Here is a 23,129-nt window from a genome sequence, read left to right on the forward strand (position 1 = left end):
ACTGTAACTTTCCTAAAGTTGCCGAGGCTCAGCCCGCGCCAGCCACGCAGCCTCGACAATCTCAGGACTGTTTGCTTCTTCTAAGATCCGTAGAGCATTATTTAATGCCGAGGATGCTTTTGACTACTAAATTCGAAGACCATCATGTTTGCAGGGTCCTTGTCCAAATCAAGTAAGCTCCGACAGGGACTACCCTCAAAATAAAGTAAGCCGGAGTCGCGATGGTTTGCGGTGTTAAACTTATTGAATTTTTTGGTGTTTCGGACTAAAGCTAAACGCAAAGCAGCCGATATTCTGCGTGAGTTATTTGGCTGCGTAAATATCGATAAATTACATAGGGAGTACAAAATGTCGTGGGGTTCAGTCAATGCGTTTCATGTATATGCAACTGTTGGTGTGGGTGTCTGCTCCGTATCCTTAATGTTTCTTATACGTGATCCAAAAACGCCAAAGTGGTTAGATGTTGCAGTTGCAATTACCTTACTGCTATTGGCGGCACTTTTTTTAGGCTTGGTACAGTCTATTTTTAATGTTTTGCCAGAGGACACTATTAGTGATAGAGATTTAAAAAGTGAGTATCAAGTAGCACTTTATGTTATTCCATTCTTCACGGCTGGTCTTGCGACTAATCTTTTATCAAATATTATTTTGAATCAGCGCGACTACACAGATACGATGAGCTTCTATGAGGCTGCCCGAAGGGCAACTTGGTTTATCTGGATTGCTTTTCTCACTTCGACCTTCGTGGGGCTACTTCTGTATGTGGGGTACAAGCAAATAGAAAAATGGTCTATAAACCGATAATTGAATAATTTGGAAAAATGTTGCCCTGTCCGATTTCTGATTAGCAATGAAAATGGAACAGGTAGATTATGGTGGGGAAAATTGTATTTATATTTTGCCTCATTTCGAACGGCAATAAACGATGTCGCAAGGATCGCATATGAGAAGCTCAAAAAAAGTAGCGTTGCTTTCAATTGCTTTATCTTCTTTTGCGTTAATTTTGGTCTGTTTTAAATCATTTCCTCCCTCAAGTGTAACCGGAGCTTGGCTAAATCTCGGAGCAGGCTTATTGGCTATACTTGCTATTATCTGTGTCGGTAGTGAGTATTTTTCACCTCCAAAGCCAGGAGATAATATACGAGCGCCGGATAAATTCACCAGAGTAACGGCTGGACTAACGGGTCTTACATCAGGTGTATTTTGGGTTGCAAGTGCCTGGTATGGAATTTTTCCACCACCCGCGTAACTATGCGCGACCGGCGCAACAAGCGAAAGATTAATTTAGCGGGCAAATCGCCCGCATCTGGCCGTTTGGGCTGTTAAGACAGACTGGCCGATAAGCCCCATTAGTCTTACCACCCAGGCTGTGATAGAAGATAAATCAAAGAAGCTTGATCTACTCATCTCATTGAGTGGAAGTAAACTTCCTGCCCACCATCCCATCGACATTCCAAACCAAAAAACGGGCCTGCATTCCCACGCAGCCCCGTTTCTTCACCACCCGATCAGCTCAAAACGCCGGCAAAACCGCCCCTTTGTACTTCTCAAGAATAAAAGCCTTCACTTCCGGCGTATGCAGCGCCGCCGCCAGCTTCTTCATCGCCTCACTGTCCTTGTCATCCTCACGGGCAACCAGAATATTCACATACGGCGAGTCGCTACCTTCAATCACCAACGCATCCTTGGAAGGATCAAGCTTCGCCTCCAACGCATAGTTGGTATTGATCAACGCCAGATCCACCTGGGTCAGCACCCGCGGAATGGTCGCGGCTTCCAGCTCACGGAATTTCAAATCCTTCGGGTTCTCAACAATGTCTTTAGTAGTCGACAGGATGTTGTTGGAATCCTTCAGCGTGATCACCCCGTGCTTTGCCAGCAGCAACAGCGCACGGCCGCCGTTGGTGGCGTCGTTGGGGATGACCACGTTGGCACCGCCTGGCACTTCTGCCAGTGCCTTGAACTTGCTGGAGTACGCGCCCAAAGGTTCCAGGTGCACGCCGGTCACGCTCACCAGGTGGGTGCCCTTGGCCTTGTTGAACTCATCCAGGTACGGCTGGTGCTGGAAGAAGTTGGCGTCCAGGCGCTTTTCGGCGACTTGTACGTTCGGCTGGATGTAGTCGGTGAAGACTTTGACCTTGAGGTCCACGCCTTCTTTGGCCAGCGCCGGTTTGACGAATTCGAGGATTTCCGCGTGCGGCACCGGCGTCGCCGCGACGGTCAGGGTGTCGGCGGCGTGGGCGGAAAATGCTGCGGCGGCAGCGAAGGCAACCAGTAATTTTTTCATTCAGCTAACTCCTTTTTAGGCGCCCGCTCTCGGCGCCTGCCAGCGAATGGCCGGCTCATGGTTTATTGGCCGCGAGGCCTTATTTTCTAGAGAAATGCACAACCAGTTTGTCGCCCACGGTTTGCAGGACCTGGACCAGCACCAGCAGCAAGACCACCGTGACCACCATCACATCGGTCTGGAAACGCTGGTAGCCGAAACGGATTGCCAGGTCACCCAAACCACCGGCACCGACCACACCGGCCATGGCCGTGTAGGACACTAGCGTAATCGCTGTCACCGTAATCGCGGCAAAAATGCCCGGGCGGGCTTCCGGCAGCAAGGCGTTGACGATGATCTGCCGGGTCGTCGCGCCCATGGCCTGGGTCGCTTCGATGATGCCGCGATCGACTTCGCGCAAGGCGGTTTCCACCAGGCGGGCGAAGAATGGTGTCGCGCCGACCACCAATGGCGGAATCGCGCCGGCCACGCCCAGGGAGGTGCCGGTGATCAATACCGTGAACGGAATCATCACGATCAACAGGATGATGAATGGCAGCGAACGCAGGATGTTGACGATCAGCGACAGCAGCGCATAAACGCCCCGGGCTTCGAGCAGCTGGCGCGGGCTGCAGAGGAACAGCAGCACCCCCAGCGGCAGGCCGAGCAGCACGGTAAACAACAGCGAACCGAAGAGCATCAGGAAGGTGTCGCCAGTCGCCAACCAGATTTCCAGCCAATCGATGTTGGCGAAGAATGAATTCAACAGTTCCATCAGCGCAGCACCTCCATGTGGACGTCAGCCGCGGTGAAGCGGGCGAACGCGGCCTCCATGTCACCGCCGGTGACGGCGAGGGTCAGTTGTCCGTAGGGGGTGTCTTTGATGCGGTCGATACGACCCGCCAGAATGCTGTAGTCCACGCCGGTTTCCCGGGCGACGGTGCCGAGCAATGGCGCGTAGGTCGCTTCGCCCTGGAACGTCAGACGCACGATGCGCCCCGGTACGTGGGCGAAGTCGTCGCGCTGTTCGCTTTCGTCGATCTGTTCGTCTTCCTGGACGAAACGCTTGGTGGTCGGGTGTTTGGGATGCAAGAACACCTCGGCCACGGGCCCCTGCTCGACGATCACGCCGGCGTCCATCACCGCCACTTCATCGCAGACGCGACGGATCACGTCCATTTCATGGGTGATCAGCACGATGGTCAGCTTCAGCTCGCGGTTGATTTCCGCCAGCAGTTGCAACACCGATGCGGTGGTTTGCGGGTCCAGTGCGCTGGTGGCTTCGTCGCACAGCAGGATCTTGGGCTTGGTCGCCAGGGCGCGGGCGATGCCGACGCGCTGCTTCTGACCACCGGACAACTGTGCCGGGTACTTCTTGGCGTGGTCGGACAAGCCCACCCGCGCCAGCAATTCGGCGACGCGTTGGTCGATTTCGCTGCGGGACAATTCGCCTGCCAGCGTCAGTGGCAGTGCCACGTTGTCGGCCACGGTCTTGGACGCCAGCAAATTGAAGTGCTGGAAAATCATCCCGACCTGCTGACGGAAACGCCGTAGGCCGCTGGCGTCCAGGGCGGTGACTTCCTCGCCGTCGACGATGATCTTGCCGCCGCTGGTGTCTTCCAGGCGATTGATCAGGCGCAGCAGGGTACTTTTTCCCGCACCGGAATGGCCAATCAGGCCGAAGACCTGACCGTTCTCAATCGTCAGACTGGTCGGGTGCAGGGCGGGGATATCCCTACCGGCAACCCGGTAGGTTTTAAAAACGTTTTGAAACTCGATCACGTAGCGAACCTTGTGGGGCGCGTTGGAAAAGGATCAGCGGTTAGCCGGGCGCGCATTTTAGCCTGTCCGTATAGAGGTTCTTAGCATTTATTTGCGATTGAATCAGCCATTTGGCAATAAGGCGATCAAAGGCCATAAAAAAGGAACACGGCCAAACGGCATCGGTCACTCATTAAGCCACTCGAAAATGCCCGGGTATGGAACCTGCGGTATCGAACTCAAGAGTCCTGGCCTCCGGGATCGCAAAGAGGAGTTATGCCTGATGAGTACCAAAAAGCCCACGGTCAACAAGAGCCAACTGGCCGGGACCGACACCCTGGATCGCGGCAACACCAACGCCAAGCTCGAGAGCCTGGAGCAATTTCGCTCCGACGCCACCGAACAGGCTTTGCGCACCAATCAGGGGGTGAAAATCGCCGATAACCAGAACACCCTGCGGGTCGGGGCCCGTGGCCCCTCGCTGCTGGAAGACTTCATCATGCGTGAGAAGATCACGCACTTTGACCATGAGCGCATCCCTGAGCGCATCGTCCACGCCCGCGGCACTGGTGCCCATGGTTACTTTCAATGCTATGAAGCGCATTCCGCGCTGACCAAGGCTGGTTTCCTACAGGATCCGAGTAAGAAAACCCCGGTGTTCGTGCGTTTTTCCACGGTGCAGGGCCCGCGGGGATCCGGCGACACCGTGCGAGATGTGCGTGGCTTTGCGGTGAAGTTCTTTACCGACGAAGGCAACTTCGACCTGGTGGGCAACAATATGCCGGTGTTTTTTATTCAGGATGCGGTGAAGTTTCCAGACTTCGTCCATGCGGTGAAACCCGAACCCCACAATGAAATTCCTACGGGCGGCTCGGCCCACGATACCTTTTGGGATTTTGTCTCGCTGGTGCCGGAGTCAGCCCATATGGTGATCTGGGCCATGTCTGACAGGGCCATTCCCAAGAGCCTGCGGTCCATGCAGGGTTTTGGCGTACACACCTTCCGCATGATCAACGCTGAGGGACGGAGCAGCTTCGTCAAATTCCACTGGCGCCCCACCGTTGGCACCTGTTCGCTGGTGTGGGACGAAGCGCAGAAGCTCGCCGGTAAAGATACTGACTACCATCGTCGCGATCTTTGGGAATCGATTGAGATGGGGGACTACCCGGAATGGGAATTCGGCGTACAAATTGTCGCCGAAGAAGACGAGCATAAGTTCGACTTCGACCTCCTCGACCCCACCAAGATCATCCCGGAAGAACTCGTGCCCATCACGCCGTTGGGCAAGATGGTGCTCAACCGTAATCCGGACAATTTTTTCGCCGAGGTCGAGCAAGTCGCCTTCTGCCCTGGGCATATCGTGCCGGGTATCGACTTTTCCAACGACCCGTTGCTGCAGGGCCGGCTGTTCTCCTACACCGATACGCAAATCAGCCGACTCGGTGGGCCGAATTTTCATGAGTTGCCGATCAACCGGGCGATTACCCCGGTGCACAACGGCCAGCGTGACGCCATGCACCGCACCACCATCGACAAGGGACGCGCTTCCTACGAGCCGAACTCTATCGATGGCGGCTGGCCGAAGGAAACCCCGCCAGGTCCTGCGGACGGCGGCTTCGAAAGTTATCCAGAGCGCATCGATGCCCACAAGATCCGTCAACGCAGCGAGTCGTTTGGCGATCACTTTTCCCAGGCCCGGCTGTTCTACAAGAGCATGAGCCCCCACGAACAGGAACACATCATCGCCGCCTATAGCTTCGAATTGGGCAAGGTGGATCGGGAGTTTATTCGGGCGCGGCAGGTCAACGAGATATTGGCCAACATCGATCTGGAACTGGCCGCGCGGGTGGCGAAAAACCTTGGGCTGCCAGCGCCAACCACCTGCACCGTGGATGTACCGAAACCTTCGCTGGAGCAATCCCCCGCCTTGAGTCAGGCGAACCTGCTGTCCGGGGACATCAAGACGCGCAAGGTGGCTGTTCTGGTGGCCGACGGCGTCGATGGGGCAATTATCGACGCGTTCAAGCAGGCCCTGGAAGCCGAGGGTGCTCACGCCAAAGTGCTGGGGCCAACCTCTGCCCCGGTCACTACCGCCGATGGGCAGGCGCTGCCGGTGGATGCGTCCATGGAAGGGTTGCCATCCATTGCCTTTGACGCAGTGTTCGTACCGGGTGGTGCGGAGTCGATCAAGGCCTTGAGTGCGGACGGTGTGGCGTTGCATTACGTGTTGGAGGCCTACAAGCACCTGAAGGCCATCGCCCTCAATGGTGAAGCGCGGCAACTGCTGGTGTTGTTGAAGCTGGAGGCGGATGCGGGGCTGATTCCTGACGCGGATGCTGGCAAGTTCCAGACGTTCTTCGACGCGATTGCCCAGCATCGGGTGTGGGCGCGGGAGCCTAAGGCCAAGGCGATTCCGGCTTGAGGGTAGTCTGAAAGCGCTTTGTCGCTGGTAGGACGCTATCGCGAGCGGGCTCGCTCCCACAGTGGTTTTGTGTCGATCATAAAAACTCATGTGGGAGCGAGCCTGCTCGCGATGCTTTCAAGGCCTGCGCGGAGTCAGAACCATCTGCGCCGGAACGCTGCGCAAAATCTGCTTTTGCAGTTTCAAATCAAACCCTGGGTCCAGTTTCTTGACCCGCTTGGTCAGCAGCGTAGCCAGCCAAGGATAATCGTCAGTGCGCGGCGCCTGGATACTGACGTCACATTGAAAATTCACCACGTCGGCGGCAATGGCATCCAGTTGTCGACGCATTTTCTGGATATCGCCGATATTCAGCGCAACTGTCGTGCTCTCAGCACTCGGGTCGATCACTTTGGCAACCGGTTTGGCTTCGGCGGCCTTGAGGGCGGCCTCGGCTTTTTCCAGCTCGGCCTTGCGGGCTTCGGCAATTTCGCTGTTGACCTCACCGGTGAGCGCTGGCGCTTTGGGCATCAAGGCGCGGGCACGGCTCAGTGCGGTGGCGGCGGCATTGACGTCGCCTTTTTGCAGATCGATCTGGCTGCGGCGCAAATACGCCTCGGCCAGGCGCCGCTGATAGGGTTCCAGCGTCGGATCCTCGGGCGTCTGGGCTTGCAGTGCGGCCAGTTGATCTTCAGCGGTGGCCAGCTCATTGCCGGCCAGGCTCTGTTCAAACTGCGCGATGGCCGGGCCTCGGGTATCGGGGGCTTCGGCGACCGGTGGCGAACTCTGGCAGGCGCCCAGCAGCAGGGAAAATGCGACAAGGAGCAGATAACGGGAGGCGAACGGCTTCATTCCTGCGACTCTCTATTTGCGCAAAAAGCGAGCAAGTCTACACCCCTCGACGGGGCAGGACAAAACTCAGCAGAAATAGCGCGGCGGCGCTGACCACAATCGACGGCCCGGCCGGGGTGTCCTTGAACCACGACAGCGCCAGCCCACCGCACACTGCGAGCATGCCCAGCAGGCTTGCACCCAGGGCCATCTGCTCCGGGGAGCGGGCGTGCCGCTGTGCTGCGGCCGCCGGGATAATCAGCAAAGAAGTAATCAGCAACACACCGACGATTTTCATCGCCACGGCAATGACCACCGCAATCAACAGCATCAACGCCAGCCGCAAACCCACCACGGGCAAGCCTTCGACCCGCGCCAGTTCTTCATGCACAGTAACCGCCAGCAACGGGCGCCAGAGCGCTACCAGCAGCAGAAGGACGGCCGCGCTGCCACCCAGAATCCACGAAAGATCCATGGGGCTGATGGCAAGCAGATCGCCAAACAGGTAGGCCATCAGATCAATTCGCACGTCATGCATGAAGCTTAGTACCACCAGCCCGAGAGACAGGGTGCTGGGCGCCAGAATGCCCAGCAGCGTGTCGGACGCCAGCGGTTGACGCTGTTGCAGCGTCACCAGCAGCACCGCCAGCAACAGGCAGCCGACGGTCACCGCCACGGCAGGGCTGACATCCAGCAAAAAGCCCAGGGCCACGCCCAGCAAGGCCGCGTGGGACAAGGTATCGCCGAAATAGGCCATGCGCCGCCAGACCACGAACGAGCCCAGGGGGCCGGCCACCATCGCGAGGGCCAGGCCTGCGAGCAGGGCGTACAACAGAAAATCAGCCATGCTTGCAGCCATCTCCATGAACATGGGTAGAAACAGATGAGTCGCTGACCACCGAACCATGCAGGTCATGGGCATGGTCGTGATGGTGGTGATAAATCGCCAGGCTTTGTGCGTTCTTTCCGAACAGTTCGACGAATGCCGGATCGCCGCTGACCTGCTCGGGATGCCCGGAACAGCAGACGTGGCGATTGAGGCAGACCACCTGGTCGGTGGTGCTCATGACCAGGTGAAGGTCGTGGGAAACCATCAGCACGCCGCAGCCATGACGGTCGCGCAGGCGGGTGATCAGGCTGTACAGCTCGGCCTGACCGGCCACGTCGACCCCTTGCACGGGCTCGTCGAGCACCAGCAGCTCTGGCTCGCGCAGCAGCGCGCGAGCCAGCAAAACGCGCTGCATTTCACCGCCGGAAACACTTTGTACCGGGCTATCGATTACCTGCTCGGCACCGACTTCGTTGAGCGCCGCCAGGGCCCGTTCACGATCCACGCCAGGCACCAGGCGCAAGAAGCGCAGTACCGACAGGGGCAGCGTCGGGTCGACATGAAGCTTTTGCGGCATATAACCGACCCGCAGCTTCGGCTTGCGCCAGACGGTGCCGCTGTCGGGCTTGAGCAACCCCAGCACGGCACGCACCAGGGTTGTCTTGCCGGCGCCGTTGGGGCCGATCAGGGTGACGATCTGCCCCGGCTCGACGCTCAGGTGGATGTTATCCAGCACGCTCTGGCCGGCGAACGTCACGGCTACGTGCTCGAGACGGATCAACGCATTGCTCATCAGGCCCCCTGGCAACCGGAGCAGAGCCCGACCACTTCGACGGTCTGGGTATCCACCACGAAACCCACTTCTTTGGCGCTGGCAACGATGGCATCGCTGATGGACTTCTGCTCCAACTCGATGGCTGCGTGGCATTCGCGACAGATCAGGAACTGGCCCTGGTGGGCGTGCTCCGGGTGATTGCAGCCGACGAAAGCGTTCAACGACGAGATGCGATGCACCAGGCCATTTTCCAGCAGGAAATCCAGCGCTCGATAAACCGTGGGCGGCGCGGCGCGGCGGCCGTCCTGCTCACTGAGCACTGCGAGTATGTCGTAGGCGCCCAGCGGCTTGTGGCTTTGCCAGACCAGCTCCAGCACGCGTCGACGCAAAGCGGTCAGGCGCAACCCTTGGCGTGCGCAGATGGCGTCGGCCTCGGACAGCGCAGTGTGCACGCAGTGAGAGTGATCATGGGGACGACTGGCAAGGGGCGTAATAGGCATGGGCAGCGACGATTTTAGTGAGAGACGTTATTATGTTACCCGTTCTCGCCTCTTCGAGTGGTCATCGTGTCCCGAAATTTTTCGATCTTTGTCGCTTTTGTCGCCAGTTTTCTACTGATCGGCCCGGCCCAGGCCGAAGTCAAAGTGCTTACCAGCATCAAGCCATTGCAACTGATTGCCGCCGCCGTGCAGGACGGCGTGGCCGTTCCAGAGGTGCTGTTGCCGCCTGGTGCCTCGCCTCACCATTACGCCTTGCGGCCATCCGACGTACGGAAGGTGCAGTCGGTGGATTTGCTCTACTGGATTGGCCCCGACATGGAAAGCTTCCTGCCGCGTGTGCTGAATGGTCGTACGTTGCCGTCCGTCGCGGTGCAGGACGTACCGGGGCTCACGTTGCGTCACTTCGCCCAGGACAGTCATTCCCACGCCGAGGATGAGCATGGCGCCGATGAGCATGATCACGACCATCGACCCGGCACCATTGATGCTCACTTGTGGCTCTCGCCCATCAATGCGCGGGTGATTGCCGCCAGAATGGCTGCCGACCTGAGCGCGGCCGATCCGGCCAATGCCAGCCGCTATCAAAGCAACCTCAAGGGCTTTAACCAGCGTCTTGATGCGTTGGATGGGCGTTTGAAGAGCCGTCTGGCCGGGGTCGCGGGCAAGCCGTATTTTGTGTTCCACGAGGCGTTCGACTATTTCGAAGACCACTACGGCCTCAAGCACGCCGGGGTGTTTGCCGTGGCCGCCGAAGTCCAGCCGGGTGCCCAGCATGTGGCGGCAATGCGCAATCGCTTGCAGACCGTGGGCAAGACATGCGTCTTCAGCGAACCGCCCCTGCGCCCGCGCCTGGCCGAAACCCTGGTGGCCGGGTTGCCGGTGAAACTGGCGGAACTGGATGCGCTGGGCGGCTACACCCCGGCGACGGCGCAAGGGTATGAGCAGTTGCTGGAGAAGCTGGGGAATGATCTGGCGGGGTGCCTGGAGTCGCTATAACGCAAACCTGTGGCGAGGGGATTTATCCCCGTTGGGGCGCGAAGCGGCCCCAAGAAATATCTGCCACCGCAGTCCGTCAGACCGAAAGCAAAGGGCTGCTGCGCAGCCCAGCGGGGATAAATCCCCTCGCCACAAAGGCATTCAGATCTGCTTGCTGTCAGAGGGCGAGCGGCAACATCGCGCTGACCGTCTGCCGCTGCGCCAAGCGCTGCTGAAACTCCATCGGGTCGTGAATCAACACGTCCTGTCCGGCAAACGATTCGGCGGCGATCAGCCGCGACAGCCAAAACCGCACGCAGGCCACGCGCAGCATCGTCGGCCATGACTCGGCTTCGGCTGCCGTGAATGGACGCAGCGCCGCATAAGCCCCCAACAAGGCCCGTGTCCGTGGGCCATCGAGTACACCGTTGTCATCCGAACACCAGTCGTTCAGGGCGATGGCAACGTCATACAGCATTGGTCCGGAGCAGGCGTTGTAGAAGTCGATCAACCCGGTCAGGTGCGTACCCTCGAACATCGCATTGTCGCGGAACAGGTCCGCGTGGATGTTGGCCCGGGGCAGTGCCAGGATTTTTACCTTTTGTTGCGCGATTTCATCCAGCGCAGCTTCCAGCAACCGACGGGGTTCGGTATCGAGGTGCGTCAACAGCTTCGCACCCTCCTCCTGCATCCAGTCCAGGCCGCGATCGGTCTTGCGCTTGATCATGTTGTCCTTGGTCGCCAGGTGCAGATGGGCCAGCAACTCCCCCACCTGGGCGCAATGCTGTGCGTTGGCCTGCTTGATGTGCTTGCCGGCCAGGCGCGGTTGCAGCAGCGCCGGCTTGCCGGCCAGTTCTCGCAGTGCAACGCCGTCGGTGGTACGCAAGGCGTAAGGCACCGGCAGGTCGGCGTCATGCAGTACATCCAGCAGCTCGATGAAGAACGGCATTTCCTGCACCGGGCCGCGCTCCACCAGGGTCAGGACAAATTCACCCTGCTCCAGGCTGATAAAAAAATTGGTGTTTTCGCTGCCGGCGGCGATCCCCTGGAAATCAAGCAGGCGGCCGAGCCCATAAGGGGCGAGAAAGGTTTCCAGCTCGGGCCGAGCCAGGGGAGTGAACACAGACATGGTTAAAAACTGCCAGTACGGGCGCCCATCAGCGAGCGCCGGTTGAAGTCGAGAGCGGTATTACCACTCGAAGATTTTCCACGATGGAATCAGCATATCCGGCTGATCCGAGCGGATGAAATTCCCGTCGCTGCCATCGGCACGTACCAGGAAATAAGGCTTGCCGTTTTTGGGCGTGACCTTGATCGCGTACAGAAAGCCGTTTTGCCGGTACTCCTGAATGGTTCTATCGCCTTCGGTGCGGATGGTGACATCCGGGTCCGCCGAGGGTGCGTCGTCCGCCGCCATGACGGCCAGCGGGGTGATTGCAAACAAGCCAGCCAGTAACAGGCGATTTAGTGTACGCATGATAACCTTGTCCCTTTGTCGTCAACGGTCCCGCTATTCTAGCCCCGGACCCGCCGAAAAGGTTGATCCTGCTCATGAGCCAAGCCCCCCTCGTCCTGGTGGACGGTTCTTCTTACCTCTATCGCGCCTTTCACGCGCTACCACCGCTGACCACCTCCAAAGGCCTGCCGACGGGCGCGGTCAAGGGCGTGCTGAACATGCTCAAGAGCCTGCGCAAGCAGTATCCGGACAGCCCGTTCGCCGTGGTGTTCGATGCCAAGGGTGGGACCTTTCGCGATGAGCTGTACGCCGAATACAAGGCTAACCGCCCCAGCATGCCCGACGACATGCGCGTGCAGATCGAGCCGCTGCATGCCAGCGTCAAGGCCTTGGGCTTCCCGCTGCTGTGCGTGGACAACGTCGAAGCCGATGACGTGATCGGCACCCTGGCCCGCAGCAGCGCCGCAGCCGACCGTCCGGTGGTGATCTCCACTGGCGACAAAGACATGGCGCAATTGGTCGACGGGCACATTACCTTGGTCAACACCATGACCGGTAGCGCGCTGGACGTGGCTGGCGTGAAGGAGAAATTTGGCGTCGCTCCGGAGCAGATCATCGATTATCTGGCGCTGATGGGCGATTCTTCCGACAACATCCCCGGTGTTCCGGGCATCGGGCCGAAGACCGCCTCCGGCCTGCTAGTGGGCGTCAATGGCGGCCTGACGGAGCTGTATGCGCAACTGGACATCGTCGCCACCTTGCCGATTCGTGGCGCCAAGACCCTCGCCGCCAAACTCGAAGAACACAAGGAAATGGCCCTCCTCTCCTACGAGCTGGCGACCATCAAGACCGACGTGCCGTTGGATGTCGGTCTCGACGACCTGAAAATGGGCCAGCCGGATCACGAGAAACTCGCCGAGCTGTACACGCTGCTGGAGTTCAAGAGCTGGTTTGAAGAAAACCAGCGCGATGCCAAGCGTGCCGGTCAGGAGATCGTCGAAGTCACGGAAGAACAGCCCGGCGCTGCCGAGGCCCGGTATGAGGTCATCCTCGATCAGGCGCGCTTCGAGGCGTGGCTGGCCAAACTGGACAAAGCGCCGCTGTTTGCCTTCGTCACCGAAACCAACGGCGGCGATGCCCAGCATTCGCAACTGGTGGGATTATCGTTTGCCGTCGCCCCGTTTGAAGCAGCCTACATCCCACTGACCCACTCCTACATGGGCGTGCCGGAGCAACTGGACCGCGACACAGTACTCAGGGCTCTCAAGCCGCTGCTGGAAAACCCGAACAAGCTCAAGGTCGGCCAGCATGCCAAGTTTGAAACCAACATCCTGGCCAACTGCGCCATCGGTGGTGACCAGGACAACGGCATCCTGGTTCAAGGCGTCGCCTTTGACACCATGCTTGAGTCCTATGTGCTGGACTCCACGGCGACCCGCCACGACATGGACAGCCTGGCGCTCAAGTACCTGGGCCAAAGCAAGACCGATTTCCAGGACATCGCTGGGAAAGGCGTCAAACAGCTTACTTTCGACCAGATCTCCCTCGAACTGGCCGGCCCTTACGCCGCCGAAGACGCGGACGTGACGTTCCGTCTGCATCAGGCGCTGCAGGAAAGACTGGCCGCCACGCCCAGTCTGGGCAAGGTGCTCAACGAAATCGAAATGCCGCTGATGCCGGTCCTGGCGCGGATTGAGCGCCAGGGTGCGCTGGTCGATGCCAACCTGCTGGGGGTGCAGAGTGTCGAGTTGGGCGAGAAGCTGGTGGCCTTGGAGCGTGAGGCATTTGCCATCGCCGGGGAGGAGTTCAACCTGGGCTCACCCAAGCAACTGGGGGTGATCCTCTACGAAAAACTCGGCTTGCCGGTGCTCAGTAAAACCGCCAAGGGCCAGGCGTCTACCGCCGAAGCGGTGCTGGCCGAGCTGGCCGAGCAGGATTATCCGCTGCCCAAGGTGTTGATGCAGTATCGCTCGCTGAGCAAGCTAAAGAGCACCTACACCGACCGTCTGCCGGAGCAGATCAACAGCCGCACGGGCCGCGTCCATACTAATTATCAGCAAGCTGTCGCCGCTACCGGGCGACTGTCCTCGATCGACCCCAACCTGCAGAACATTCCGATTCGCACCGCCGAAGGCCGCAGGATTCGTCAGGCATTCGTTGCGCCGAAAGGCTACAAGCTGCTGGCGGCGGACTACTCGCAGATCGAACTGCGGATCATGGCGCACCTGGCCAAGGATGAAGGCCTGCTCCACGCGTTTCGCAATGACTTGGATGTGCACCGGGCCACCGCTGCCGAGGTGTTCGGCGTCGAGTTGGAAGCTGTCACCCATGATCAGCGCCGCAGCGCCAAGGCGATCAACTTCGGTTTGATCTACGGCATGAGTGCTTTCGGTCTGGCCAAGCAGATCGGTGTGGATCGCAAGCAGTCCCAGGCTTACATCGACCGCTACTTTGCCCGCTACCCAGGTGTACTGGCCTACATGGAGCGCACTCGCACCCAGGCCGCCGAGCAGGGTTATGTCGAAACCATTTTTGGTCGCCGGTTGTACCTGCCGGATATCAATGCGAAAAACCCGGCGTTGCGCAAAGGGGCAGAACGCACGGCCATCAACGCGCCGATGCAAGGCACCGCGGCAGATATCATCAAGAAAGCCATGGTGGCGGTGGATCGCTGGCTGACTGCGTCGGGACTGGATGCCAAGGTCATTCTGCAGGTCCACGACGAATTGGTGCTGGAGGTGCGTGAAGACCTGGTCGATCAGGTGCGCGAGGAAATTCGCCAGCACATGAGCGCCGCGGCCACGCTGGATGTGCCGCTCCTGGTGGAAGTGGGCGTGGGAAACAACTGGGACGAGGCGCACTGAGTCGTAGTGCTCTGAAGCTGGCGTAAGTCCCGTGGCGAGGAAGCAAGCTCCCTCGCCACATTGGCTCACTGAAAACCCGCGAGCGATGTCTTTAGTTCGGAAAATTCCTAAGGTTATTTCCAAAAATAATCTGAACTAAAACCGTGAATTGCTACTCAGAGTTTCTGAAAGGCTGGTGAAGCCCTTCAATGCTCCTATGTTGTGTTAAGTGTTGGCAGATATCTGGACCCCGCCCTAGCGGTCCGGAACTTGGACCCCGAACTTCCCCCTCCCCATAAGAAGTCCGGGGTTTTTTTTGCCTGCGAGTTGGCTTATTCCGCCTCTTCGCTGCCCTTGTCTGCCAATTCCATCCAGTCAGCCAATACAGTGTAGGCCTCTTCCAGGCCCATGCGCTTGGGCGCCGAGAACAACTGGATGGTGATCGCCTCACCCCACCCCTTGCGGATTTCCGACTGCACTTTGAGCAACGTATTCTTGGCCGCGCCGTAGGTCAGCTTGTCTGCCTTGGTCAGCAGAATGTGCATCGGCATGCCGCTGGCCACGGCCCAATCCAGCATCAGCAGGTCGAAGTCGGTCATTGGATGACGGATGTCCATCATCAAAATCAGACCCTTGAGGCTCTCGCGGCTGCCCAGATAGGCTTCCAAATGGCGCTGCCAATGCTGCTTCAGCGGAATCGGCACCTTGGCATAGCCGTAGCCGGGCAGGTCGACCAAACGACGTTCATCGTCTAGCTTGAAGAAGTTCAAGAGCTGCGTGCGACCCGGGGTTTTCGAGGTGCGCGCCAGGCTTGCATGGGTCAGGGTGTTCAGTGCGCTGGATTTACCAGCGTTGGAACGCCCGGCGAAAGCCACTTCAAAGCCTTCATCGTCGGGGCATTGATCGACTTTGGCGGCGCTGAGCATGAAGGTGGACTGTTGGCACAGGCCGAGGATGGGGTTCTTCAGTTGCATGGGATTTCCGATGTGGGTGGCGTCAGGAATGGACGCGGCAAGCTGTTCGTTTCCGTTTCAGTGACGCCAGTATATAATGCCGCAGATTTTGTGTGCGCTTTGTCCCAGCGTAGGATGAAGCGCACGGGAGCGACCGACTGAAATTGCGCACTAGAACGCAGCTCGCTCTCAACCCTGAAAAGGTCGTTTTATGACGAAATGGCTGCTAGCTGCCGGTGTCTTGATGCCGCTTTACAGCGCTCAGGCTACACAGGATCCGGAAGCTGTGTACAACCGTGTTTGTGGTGCCTGTCATTCCGGCCAACTCCCCATGGCACCCCGCAAGGGTGATCAGGAAGCTTGGACGCCGAGGTTGGCGAAAGGTATGGAGACGCTGGTGCAACACGTGACCCAGGGTTTCAAGGCGATGCCGCCGCGTGGTTTGTGCATGGACTGCAGTGCCGAGGATTACCGAGCCATCATCCAGTGGATGAGCGAGTAAACCCGGTCCATAAACTCTTTAACCCTTAGCCGTAGTTGGATTAGCTGATGAACAAACTGATCGTGAGTCTGCTGTTGACATTGGGGATATCCGGCGTAGCCCATGCCGCTGGCGATGCCGCCGCCGGCCAGGCGAAAGCCGCCGTATGTGGGGCCTGCCATGGTCCGGATGGCAACAGCATGGCACCAAACTTTCCGAAACTGGCGGGCCAGGGCGAGCGTTACCTGACCAAGCAGTTGAAGGACATCAAGGACGGCAAGCGTGTCGTGCTGGAAATGAACGGCTTGCTGACCAACCTGAACGATCAGGACCTGGCGGACATGGCGGCTTATTTCGCCAGCCAGAAGGGCAGCGTTGGCGCCGCCGATCCTAATCTGGTCGCACGTGGTGAAGCGCTGTTTCGCGGAGGCAACCTGGAAAAGGGGCTTCCAGCCTGCACCGGTTGCCACTCGCCTGACGGCAAAGGTAACGCGGCGGCCGGCTTCCCTCACCTTGGGGGCCAGCACGCTCAATACGTTGCCAAGCAGTTGACTGATTTCCGCAAGGAAGCAGACGGTCGTACCAATGATGGCGAAGCGATGATGCGCACCATTGCCCGCAAGCTGAGCGACGAAGAGATCGCGGCGGTGGCCAGCTACATTCAGGGCCTGCACTAAGACCGTTGGCAGGGCGTTGTGAGGGTTTACATCTCTTGCAACGTTAACGCTCGATTAATCCGTCGATGCGAACATCAAAAGGGTGGCTTTGGCCGCCCTTTTTTGTGGCCGCTGCCGTTACACTAGCGAACTTGAACCTTCCACGGCCTGTCTTAAAAAAGGCCTTGCGGGGTCCCCTCATTATCCAGGAGTAAAGCATGCGTAATCTGATCATCAGCGCCGCGCTCGCCGCTGTCAGCCTGTTCGGCATGGCCGCCCAAGCCAACGCCGACGAATCGAAGGCCCCCTACGTCGAATTGAGCAATCCCGTTCCAGTGGCCGTGCCTGGCAAGATCGAAGTGGTGGAGCTGTTCTGGTACGGCTGCCCGCATTGCTACGCTTTTGAACCGGTTATCAACCCATGGGCCGAGAAACTGCCTTCGGATGTGAACTTCGTACGCATCCCTGCCATGTTCGGCGGCCCATGGGACGCCCACGGCCAGATGTTCCTGACCCTCGAAGCCATGGGCGTCGAGCACAAGGTTCACGCTGCCATTTTCAACGCGATCCAGAATGAGCACAAAAAGCTGACCGACAAAGAAGACATGGCGAACTTCCTGGCGACCCAAGGTGTAGACAAGGAAAAATTCCTGGATACCTTCAACTCCTTCGCCATCAAGGGCCAGATCAACAAAGCCAAAGAACTTGCCAAGAAATACGAGATCACCGGCGTACCCACCATGGTCGTCAATGGCAAATACCGCTTTGATATCGGTTCGGCCGGTGGTGCGAACCAGGCGCTTGAGCTGGCCGACCAGCTGATTGCCAAAGAGCGAGCGGCAACCAAGGCCGCCGCCAACTAAGCGCGGCGCTGACCATGGCCCGCTGGAGCACCGAACGCGTCGTTGGCCTGCATGAACCGCGGGTCAATGAGCACCATATCGCCTCCACGGGCCTGCCGGCCGACAACTGCCTGCGCCTGCTCAGTTTCAATATTCAGGTGGGCATCAGCACCGAGCGTTACCGGCATTATCTGACCCGTGGTTGGCAACATCTGCTACCGCACACCGGACGTGCCGTTAACCTGCAGAAGATCGGCGACCTGCTGAGAGACTTCGACCTGGTGGCCTTGCAAGAGGCCGACGGTGGAAGCCTGAGGTCAGGCTACGTCAATCAGGTGGAGCATCTGGCTCAACTGGGTGCTTTCCCCTACTGGTATCAACAACTCAATCGTAACCTCGGACGCCTGGGCCAGCACAGCAATGGTGTGTTGAGCCGCCTGCGGCCGTGGGCGATAGAAGACCACCCGTTACCCGGTCCCAAGGGGCGCGGTGCGATCCTGGCGCGCTTTGGCGAAGGTCCGGAGGCGTTGATCGTGGTCATGATGCATCTGGCCCTTGGGGCTCGTACCCGAACGATGCAACTGGCCTACATCCGCGAGCTGATTGGTGACTACAAGCACCAGGTATTGATGGGTGACATGAATACCCATGCCAATGACTTGCTGCAAAATTCGCCTCTGCGCGATCTCGGTCTGCTCGCCCCACAAGTCGAAGCCACGTTTCCGAGCTGGCGCCCCCAGCGCTGCCTGGACCATATTCTGCTGAGCCCCACCTTGACCCTCGAACGGTTCGAGGTGCTGGCTCACCCCATTTCCGACCACCTGCCTGTCGCGGTGGAAATTCGTCTGCCGGGTTCGCTCACGGCGGATGCATTCCCTGCGGTGAGTCCTGCCCCCTCGCGGATCCCATGAATGAGCGACGAAGCTGAACGCTGGAGAGAGAAGTACTTCAAGAGCATCGAACAGCAGGAAAAGCTCGAGCGCCGCTGGGCAGCCCGGCTCGACTTGCTGCGCCGCGGCCTGGTGCGCAGTACGCTGGCCGCCGAAGGCACTGACCGGGCGGTTGATCAGTGCATGAAAGAAATGCGCGAAGTGGTGCGCACCGATGACATGGATGCCGCCCTCGCCGCTCTTTTGCCCCGCCTGGAGAAAGCCGTACTCGATTCCGAGCAGCGTCGCGAGACTCGGGTCGAACAGGTGAGCGCCGCATTGACTTCCCTGGTCGCTCAGTTGCAAACCTTGCCGCTGCCCAAGGAAGTCAGCCGCCCTTTGAAAAGGTTTTCCAAGCAGTTGGAGGACCGGGTGGACCAGGCTCGGGAGATTCCTTTGCTGCTCAGTGAATTGAGCAGCTTGCAGGGCCAGGCGCTGAGTGCGCTGGAAGCGCCCACTGAACCGAATCGTCCGAGCCTGCTGCAACGGTTGTTTGGTGGCCACGGCCAGGAAGAAGCCGCGCCCCAGCCGCACGAACCTGCCCAGCGCAGCGCGGTGCCGGTATTGGAAACGGCACCGCCGACACCGGCACAGCTAGTGACTGACACTGCGCCCGTCATAACTCCAGCTCCAACTCCTGCCCCGGCAGTGTTAGCAGGACACGCGGCAACGGTCGATGAGGCGTCTGAACCGGTCGCGTTCATTCCGTCGATGTTCGATCCTGATCCAGAACCCTCTTCGTCGCCGGTATCCGAAGCTGGCGAGCCGACTCTGGAACAAGTTGAAGCTCCCGAGCAGGATACAACTACCGAGCCGGCGCGGATTCCTGTGGAAAATGCAGTGCAGGTACCCGCCCTTGAAAACCCTGATGAGCTGATGCCCGAGGAGCCGTCGCAAGCGGACGAGGCGCTGCCCCTCCCGGAAGAGCCCGTCGAACCCTCGGCGGCCGTCGAGCCGGCAGCGTCTGATCTGGAGGGCGACCATTATGAACTGCCCGACTCACCGGAGCCTTCCTACAGTTCGGTGGCCAGGCATATCGAAGACACCCTGTTGGGCCTGCTGGGCGACCTGACCCTGCCCGAGCGTCATCGTCCCCAGGCCGAGGCCATGCGCGAACGGCTGCAAAATGGCTTGAACTGGTATGAATTACTGCCAATTCTCGACGATCTTGCCGTGCTCATGCTGGCAATTACCGACACCGGCCAACATGAATTCGAAGCGTACTTGCAGCGCCTCAATGATCGGCTGGAGTCCTTCCAGAGCAGTTTACGGGCTGCCAGTGAAGACCATGCCGATAACCAATCGGCCTCTCGGGAGATGGACACGCAGATTCGCGAGCAGGTGGATGGCTTGCAAAGCAGCGTGCAGGAAGCTGATGACCTGGAAGGTCTCAAGCAAGTGCTGGAGAACCACCTTGAAGGCCTGCTTGGCACGATGGACCAGCACCAGAAGCAGCGCGATCAGCGCGAGCAGGAAGTATCGGCTCGCCTCAAAAGCCTGGCTGAGCGCGTCGCGCTGATGGAGCAGGATGCCCAGGTTGTCCGGGATAATCTTGAAGAGCAGCGGCAAAAAGCGCTTATCGATCCGCTCACTGGGCTGCCTAACCGCGCCGCCTGGTCCGAGCGTCTCGAGCAAGAAGTTGCCCAATGGCAGCGGCACGGCAACAGTCTGCTACTGGCCATGCTCGATCTGGATCACTTCAAGCGCATCAACGATAACTACGGCCACCTGGCAGGTGATCGGGTGCTGAAGATCATCGCTTCGGTGCTGCGCAGACGTTTACGTGGCAGCGATTTCATCGCCCGCTTTGGCGGTGAGGAATTTGTCCTGCTGGTGCCCGACACGCCACTGGCGGTCGGGGCAAGACTGGCCGAGTCCCTGCGCGCAGCCATCGAGGCCTGCCCGTTTCACTTCAAGGGTGAGCCGGTCACGATCACCGTGTCCGTGGGCATGACCGCGTTCAAAACCGGGGAGCACAGCGATTCGGTGCTTAAAAGAGCCGATCAGGCGCTCTATAGAGCCAAAAATGCCGGGCGCAATCGAGTGGAATGGAGCTGAAGGCAATTGTTCCATTTTGTGAATCCCGCTATACGAGCCAGATCATCGCAACGCGATACGTTACACTGTTGCATTACCTCCAGCGCGTAATGCACCTGCCATGAAATTATTTTCGCTCATTGCCTTCTTACTGGTTCTGGCCGGTTGCGCCAGCGGCCCCAGGCTCGATACCAGCCACCCTTCCGTCAATCATGACAACCGTATCCAGTTCGTGGTGCTGCATTACACTTCCGCTTCCCTGGAGCGGTCCCTGGCTTTGTTGACCCACGGCGAAGTCAGTGCGCATTACCTGGTCGGCGATGATAAAAGCGCGACCGTCTACAAGCTGGTGGATGAAGGCCGGCGCGCCTGGCACGCCGGAGACAGTGAATGGGATGGCCGCACCTGGCTCAATTCCAGCTCCATCGGCATTGAGATCGTCAATCCCGGTTTTGTCGATACGCCCACCGGGCGCCTCTGGTATCCCTACAGCGAAGCTCAGGTCCAGGCCTTGATCGCATTGCTCAAAGACATCTCCCAGCGTAATGGGATCAACCCGCGCAACATCATTGGGCATAGCGATATTGCCCCGATGCGCAAGCTTGATCCTGGGCCGCTGTTTCCCTGGAAGCGCCTGGCGCAAGCGGGGCTGGGGATTTGGCCAGACGAGCAGGCCGTAATGCGCCAGCAGGCGGTTTTCGCGGCGCAGGTGCCGAACGCCAGTTGGTTCCAGGCCGAGTTGGCCCGGTTCGGCTACCCGACGCCTCGCACCGGCGAATGGGATGTGGCCACTCATCATGTGCTTGCCGCCTTCCAGATGCGCTTCCGGCCGACCCGGTTCGACGGCATGCCGGATGCGCAAAGTGCGGCTATCCTGCAGGTGCTCAACCAGACAAAATAATGACGCCCGTCCGACGGTCAGGGCTAAATCCAAATCAGAAGCTATAACTCATTGGTAACTTTCGGATTACCAATGATGACGCCTGCCCGCGAAACCCTGCAAAGCTGGCTCCATCGCCCGTTTCTCTTGGCGATGATGGCGGCTGTCCTGAGTACCGTGCTGTTGCTGGGGGCCAGTCTGTTTGTCGTGATACAGCAAATCCAGCAGCGTGAAAGCGACCAGATGAATGCTCAGGGCGAGCGCTTTCTGCAGCGACTCGAACAACTTTTCGGACAATTGCGCGAAAGCCTCGACGATCTGCAAAACCAGCCGTTGCGCAGATGCGACGACGACATGATCGCGACATTGCAGCAGGTCAGCTTCAACTACCGTTTTGTTTACGAAGCGGCATATATCGATAGCAGCGGGGTTTGTTCCAATCGCCCACGCCGCAGCGGGTTATCGGTGATCCGACCGCCTGACATCCGGGGCCCGACCTACAGCTACTGGCTCAATACCACCACCGAGCCCGATGAAAACCGTGCGGCATTGATGCTGGGTCGCGGCAATTTTCGCGTTGCCACTTCCCGCGGGCATCTGACCGATGTCGTTGATTTGCCGCCCGGCAGCAGCCTGTTGGTGGTGCTCGATCAGGGCCAGCGGGCGATACCGGTGCTGGGTACCGATCAATACTGGCCGCCCACGGAGCCTTGGCCCTCGAAAAGCCGCAATGCATTGCAAGTGACGCAGAACCGCCTGATCTATCGGATGCAGACCGACAGCCCGGAATATCAACTGGTGCTGATTGCTCAACGCAATGGTTTAAATATTCCCTCGAACGCCTGGTGGTTGCTGCCCATCAGCCTGATGCTGGGCCTGGGGATTGGTTTCCAGGTGTTCCTGCTGGCGCGTCAGCGCCAATCGATGGACGCCGAACTGCACGGGGCCATCCGGCGCGGAGAATTGCAGGTGCTGTACCAGCCGATCTTCGATCTGCGCAGTCGCAATTGCGTCGGTGCTGAAGCCCTGTTGCGCTGGCGGCGCCCGGACGGCACCCTCACCAGCCCGGACCTGTTCATTCCGATGGCGGAGAACACCGGGCAGATCCGTCAGATCACAGACTTCGTGCTGCAACGCCTGTTCGACCAGTTGGGCCAGCTGCTGCGGGCCAATCCGCAGCTGTACATCTCGGTGAACCTGGCGGCGTGCGACGTCATGGTGCCACGTATCGGCGAAGTGATCGCCCGCCTGCTGGCGTTGCATCGGGTGTCGGCGCACCAGATTGCCTTTGAAGTGACCGAACGCGGATTGGTCGATGTCCTGGTCGCCCGGGATAATCTGCAATCGCTGCGCGATGTCGGGCACCAAGTGTTGATCGATGATTTCGGCACGGGTTATTGCAGCCTCGCCTACCTGCAGACCTTGCCGGTGGACTGTTTGAAAATCGACAAAGCTTTCATCGACGCCTTGGGGCACGATGCCGCCAGCAGCGGTGTGGCCCCGCATATTATCCGCATGGCCCACGCGTTAGAGCTCAAGGTGATTGCCGAGGGCATCGAGCATGAAGCCCAAGCGTCTTACCTGAGCAGCGAAGGCGTGACTTTCGGGCAGGGTTGGCTGTTTGCCCATGCGCTCAGTGCCGTGCAGTTGATCGAGCTGATTACCCGCGGCCGGCGCCTGCTGGGGCGACGCATGGACGACGAGGCCTGAACCG

The 23,129-nt window shown here is 59.0% G+C and carries 22 protein-coding genes; 12 read left to right on the plus strand and 10 right to left on the minus strand.

Annotation, left to right across the window (positions count from 1 at the left end):
- Nucleotides 1-243 precede the first annotated feature (243 nt).
- Both BMY45_RS17310 and BMY45_RS27705 read left to right on the plus strand, forming a co-directional pair.
- On the plus strand, nucleotides 244-804 hold the full coding sequence (locus tag BMY45_RS17310; protein ID WP_143071657.1) for a hypothetical protein: 561 nt from the start codon (nucleotides 244-246) through the stop codon (nucleotides 802-804).
- Between the two features lie 139 nt (nucleotides 805-943).
- The gene (locus BMY45_RS27705) at nucleotides 944-1,249 is read left to right on the plus strand and encodes a hypothetical protein (RefSeq protein WP_143071658.1); all 306 of its coding nucleotides are present in this window, start codon (nucleotides 944-946) and stop codon (nucleotides 1,247-1,249) included.
- A gap of 264 nt (nucleotides 1,250-1,513) precedes the next feature.
- Here the strand turns inward: BMY45_RS27705 and BMY45_RS17315 are convergent, their stop codons facing one another.
- The 3 genes from BMY45_RS17315 to BMY45_RS17325 all read right to left on the minus strand — a co-directional run bounded on the left by BMY45_RS17315 (nucleotide 1,514) and on the right by BMY45_RS17325 (nucleotide 4,048).
- Nucleotides 1,514-2,287 (minus strand): MetQ/NlpA family ABC transporter substrate-binding protein, encoded by a 774-nt coding sequence (locus tag BMY45_RS17315; protein ID WP_092399661.1) that lies wholly within the window; start codon nucleotides 2,285-2,287, stop codon nucleotides 1,514-1,516.
- Between the two features lie 79 nt (nucleotides 2,288-2,366).
- Complete coding sequence (locus BMY45_RS17320) at nucleotides 2,367-3,041, minus strand: methionine ABC transporter permease (protein WP_092399663.1); 675 nt, start codon at nucleotides 3,039-3,041, stop codon at nucleotides 2,367-2,369.
- Nucleotides 3,041-4,048, minus strand: coding sequence for a methionine ABC transporter ATP-binding protein (locus tag BMY45_RS17325; RefSeq protein WP_092399665.1), 1,008 nt, complete (start codon nucleotides 4,046-4,048; stop codon nucleotides 3,041-3,043). Before BMY45_RS17325 ends, BMY45_RS17320 begins: the two co-directional genes overlap by 1 nt.
- Before the next feature lie 262 nt (nucleotides 4,049-4,310).
- On the opposite strand from BMY45_RS17325, the gene katE reads away from it, so the two are divergent.
- A complete protein-coding gene (katE, locus tag BMY45_RS17330; RefSeq protein WP_092399667.1) occupies nucleotides 4,311-6,449 on the plus strand; it encodes a catalase HPII in 2,139 nt (712 codons plus the stop codon).
- 117 nt (nucleotides 6,450-6,566) lie between these two features.
- On the opposite strand, the gene BMY45_RS17335 is transcribed toward katE, so the two are convergent.
- Genes BMY45_RS17335 through zur form a run of 4 tightly spaced genes read right to left on the minus strand, consistent with a single transcriptional unit; the run spans nucleotide 6,567 to nucleotide 9,363 of the window.
- Nucleotides 6,567-7,280 (minus strand): PA5502 family lipoprotein, encoded by a 714-nt coding sequence (locus BMY45_RS17335; protein WP_092399669.1) that lies wholly within the window; start codon nucleotides 7,278-7,280, stop codon nucleotides 6,567-6,569.
- A gap of 37 nt (nucleotides 7,281-7,317) precedes the next feature.
- Nucleotides 7,318-8,106, minus strand: a complete 789-nt coding sequence (znuB, locus tag BMY45_RS17340) for a zinc ABC transporter permease subunit ZnuB (protein ID WP_047229780.1) — start codon at nucleotides 8,104-8,106, stop codon at nucleotides 7,318-7,320.
- Complete coding sequence (gene znuC / locus BMY45_RS17345) at nucleotides 8,099-8,881, minus strand: zinc ABC transporter ATP-binding protein ZnuC (RefSeq protein WP_092399671.1); 783 nt, start codon at nucleotides 8,879-8,881, stop codon at nucleotides 8,099-8,101. Before znuC ends, znuB begins: the two co-directional genes overlap by 8 nt.
- The gene (zur, locus tag BMY45_RS17350) at nucleotides 8,881-9,363 is read right to left on the minus strand and encodes a zinc uptake transcriptional repressor Zur (RefSeq protein ID WP_047229782.1); all 483 of its coding nucleotides are present in this window, start codon (nucleotides 9,361-9,363) and stop codon (nucleotides 8,881-8,883) included. The genes znuC and zur overlap by 1 nt, the downstream gene beginning before the upstream one ends.
- A 66-nt stretch (nucleotides 9,364-9,429) precedes the next feature.
- On the opposite strand from zur, the gene BMY45_RS17355 reads away from it, so the two are divergent.
- Nucleotides 9,430-10,359 carry a zinc ABC transporter substrate-binding protein ZnuA gene (locus BMY45_RS17355; protein ID WP_092399841.1) on the plus strand — a complete coding sequence of 310 codons (930 nt, stop codon included), beginning with the start codon at nucleotides 9,430-9,432 and terminating at the stop codon, nucleotides 10,357-10,359.
- Nucleotides 10,360-10,516: 157 nt separating this feature from the next.
- Here the strand turns inward: BMY45_RS17355 and BMY45_RS17360 are convergent, their stop codons facing one another.
- Nucleotides 10,517-11,467 (minus strand): homoserine kinase, encoded by a 951-nt coding sequence (locus BMY45_RS17360; RefSeq protein ID WP_092399673.1) that lies wholly within the window; start codon nucleotides 11,465-11,467, stop codon nucleotides 10,517-10,519.
- 60 nt (nucleotides 11,468-11,527) lie between these two features.
- Nucleotides 11,528-11,815: a DUF2782 domain-containing protein gene (locus tag BMY45_RS17365; RefSeq protein WP_047229784.1), complete on the minus strand. Its 288-nt coding sequence runs from the start codon at nucleotides 11,813-11,815 to the stop codon at nucleotides 11,528-11,530.
- 74 nt (nucleotides 11,816-11,889) lie between these two features.
- Here BMY45_RS17365 and polA point away from each other — a divergent pair, with 74 nt between their 5' ends.
- Nucleotides 11,890-14,658, plus strand: coding sequence for a DNA polymerase I (gene polA, locus BMY45_RS17370; RefSeq protein WP_092399675.1), 2,769 nt, complete (start codon nucleotides 11,890-11,892; stop codon nucleotides 14,656-14,658).
- 311 nt (nucleotides 14,659-14,969) lie between these two features.
- On the opposite strand, the gene yihA is transcribed toward polA, so the two are convergent.
- Nucleotides 14,970-15,611: a ribosome biogenesis GTP-binding protein YihA/YsxC gene (yihA, locus tag BMY45_RS17375; RefSeq protein WP_092399677.1), complete on the minus strand. Its 642-nt coding sequence runs from the start codon at nucleotides 15,609-15,611 to the stop codon at nucleotides 14,970-14,972.
- A 190-nt stretch (nucleotides 15,612-15,801) separates the two neighbouring features.
- On the opposite strand from yihA, the gene BMY45_RS17380 reads away from it, so the two are divergent.
- The 7 genes from BMY45_RS17380 to BMY45_RS17410 all read left to right on the plus strand — a co-directional run bounded on the left by BMY45_RS17380 (nucleotide 15,802) and on the right by BMY45_RS17410 (nucleotide 23,125).
- Nucleotides 15,802-16,092, plus strand: a complete 291-nt coding sequence (locus BMY45_RS17380; protein WP_003196231.1) for a c-type cytochrome — start codon at nucleotides 15,802-15,804, stop codon at nucleotides 16,090-16,092.
- Between the two features lie 47 nt (nucleotides 16,093-16,139).
- On the plus strand, nucleotides 16,140-16,748 hold the full coding sequence (locus BMY45_RS17385; protein WP_092399679.1) for a c-type cytochrome: 609 nt from the start codon (nucleotides 16,140-16,142) through the stop codon (nucleotides 16,746-16,748).
- A gap of 197 nt (nucleotides 16,749-16,945) precedes the next feature.
- Complete coding sequence (locus BMY45_RS17390) at nucleotides 16,946-17,590, plus strand: thiol:disulfide interchange protein DsbA/DsbL (RefSeq protein ID WP_092399681.1); 645 nt, start codon at nucleotides 16,946-16,948, stop codon at nucleotides 17,588-17,590.
- Between the two features lie 14 nt (nucleotides 17,591-17,604).
- Complete coding sequence (locus BMY45_RS17395) at nucleotides 17,605-18,480, plus strand: endonuclease/exonuclease/phosphatase family protein (protein ID WP_092399683.1); 876 nt, start codon at nucleotides 17,605-17,607, stop codon at nucleotides 18,478-18,480.
- Nucleotides 18,481-20,556 (plus strand): GGDEF domain-containing protein, encoded by a 2,076-nt coding sequence (locus BMY45_RS17400; protein WP_092399685.1) that lies wholly within the window; start codon nucleotides 18,481-18,483, stop codon nucleotides 20,554-20,556.
- A 100-nt stretch (nucleotides 20,557-20,656) separates the two neighbouring features.
- Nucleotides 20,657-21,436 carry an N-acetylmuramoyl-L-alanine amidase gene (locus BMY45_RS17405; RefSeq protein ID WP_092399687.1) on the plus strand — a complete coding sequence of 260 codons (780 nt, stop codon included), beginning with the start codon at nucleotides 20,657-20,659 and terminating at the stop codon, nucleotides 21,434-21,436.
- A gap of 75 nt (nucleotides 21,437-21,511) precedes the next feature.
- Nucleotides 21,512-23,125 carry an EAL domain-containing protein gene (locus tag BMY45_RS17410; RefSeq protein ID WP_092399843.1) on the plus strand — a complete coding sequence of 538 codons (1,614 nt, stop codon included), beginning with the start codon at nucleotides 21,512-21,514 and terminating at the stop codon, nucleotides 23,123-23,125.
- The last annotated feature ends 4 nt before the right edge of the window (nucleotides 23,126-23,129 follow it).

Origin of the sequence: Pseudomonas sp. NFACC39-1 (assembly GCF_900110355.1) — a bacterium.
GTDB classification, from domain to species: domain Bacteria; phylum Pseudomonadota; class Gammaproteobacteria; order Pseudomonadales; family Pseudomonadaceae; genus Aquipseudomonas; species Aquipseudomonas tehranensis.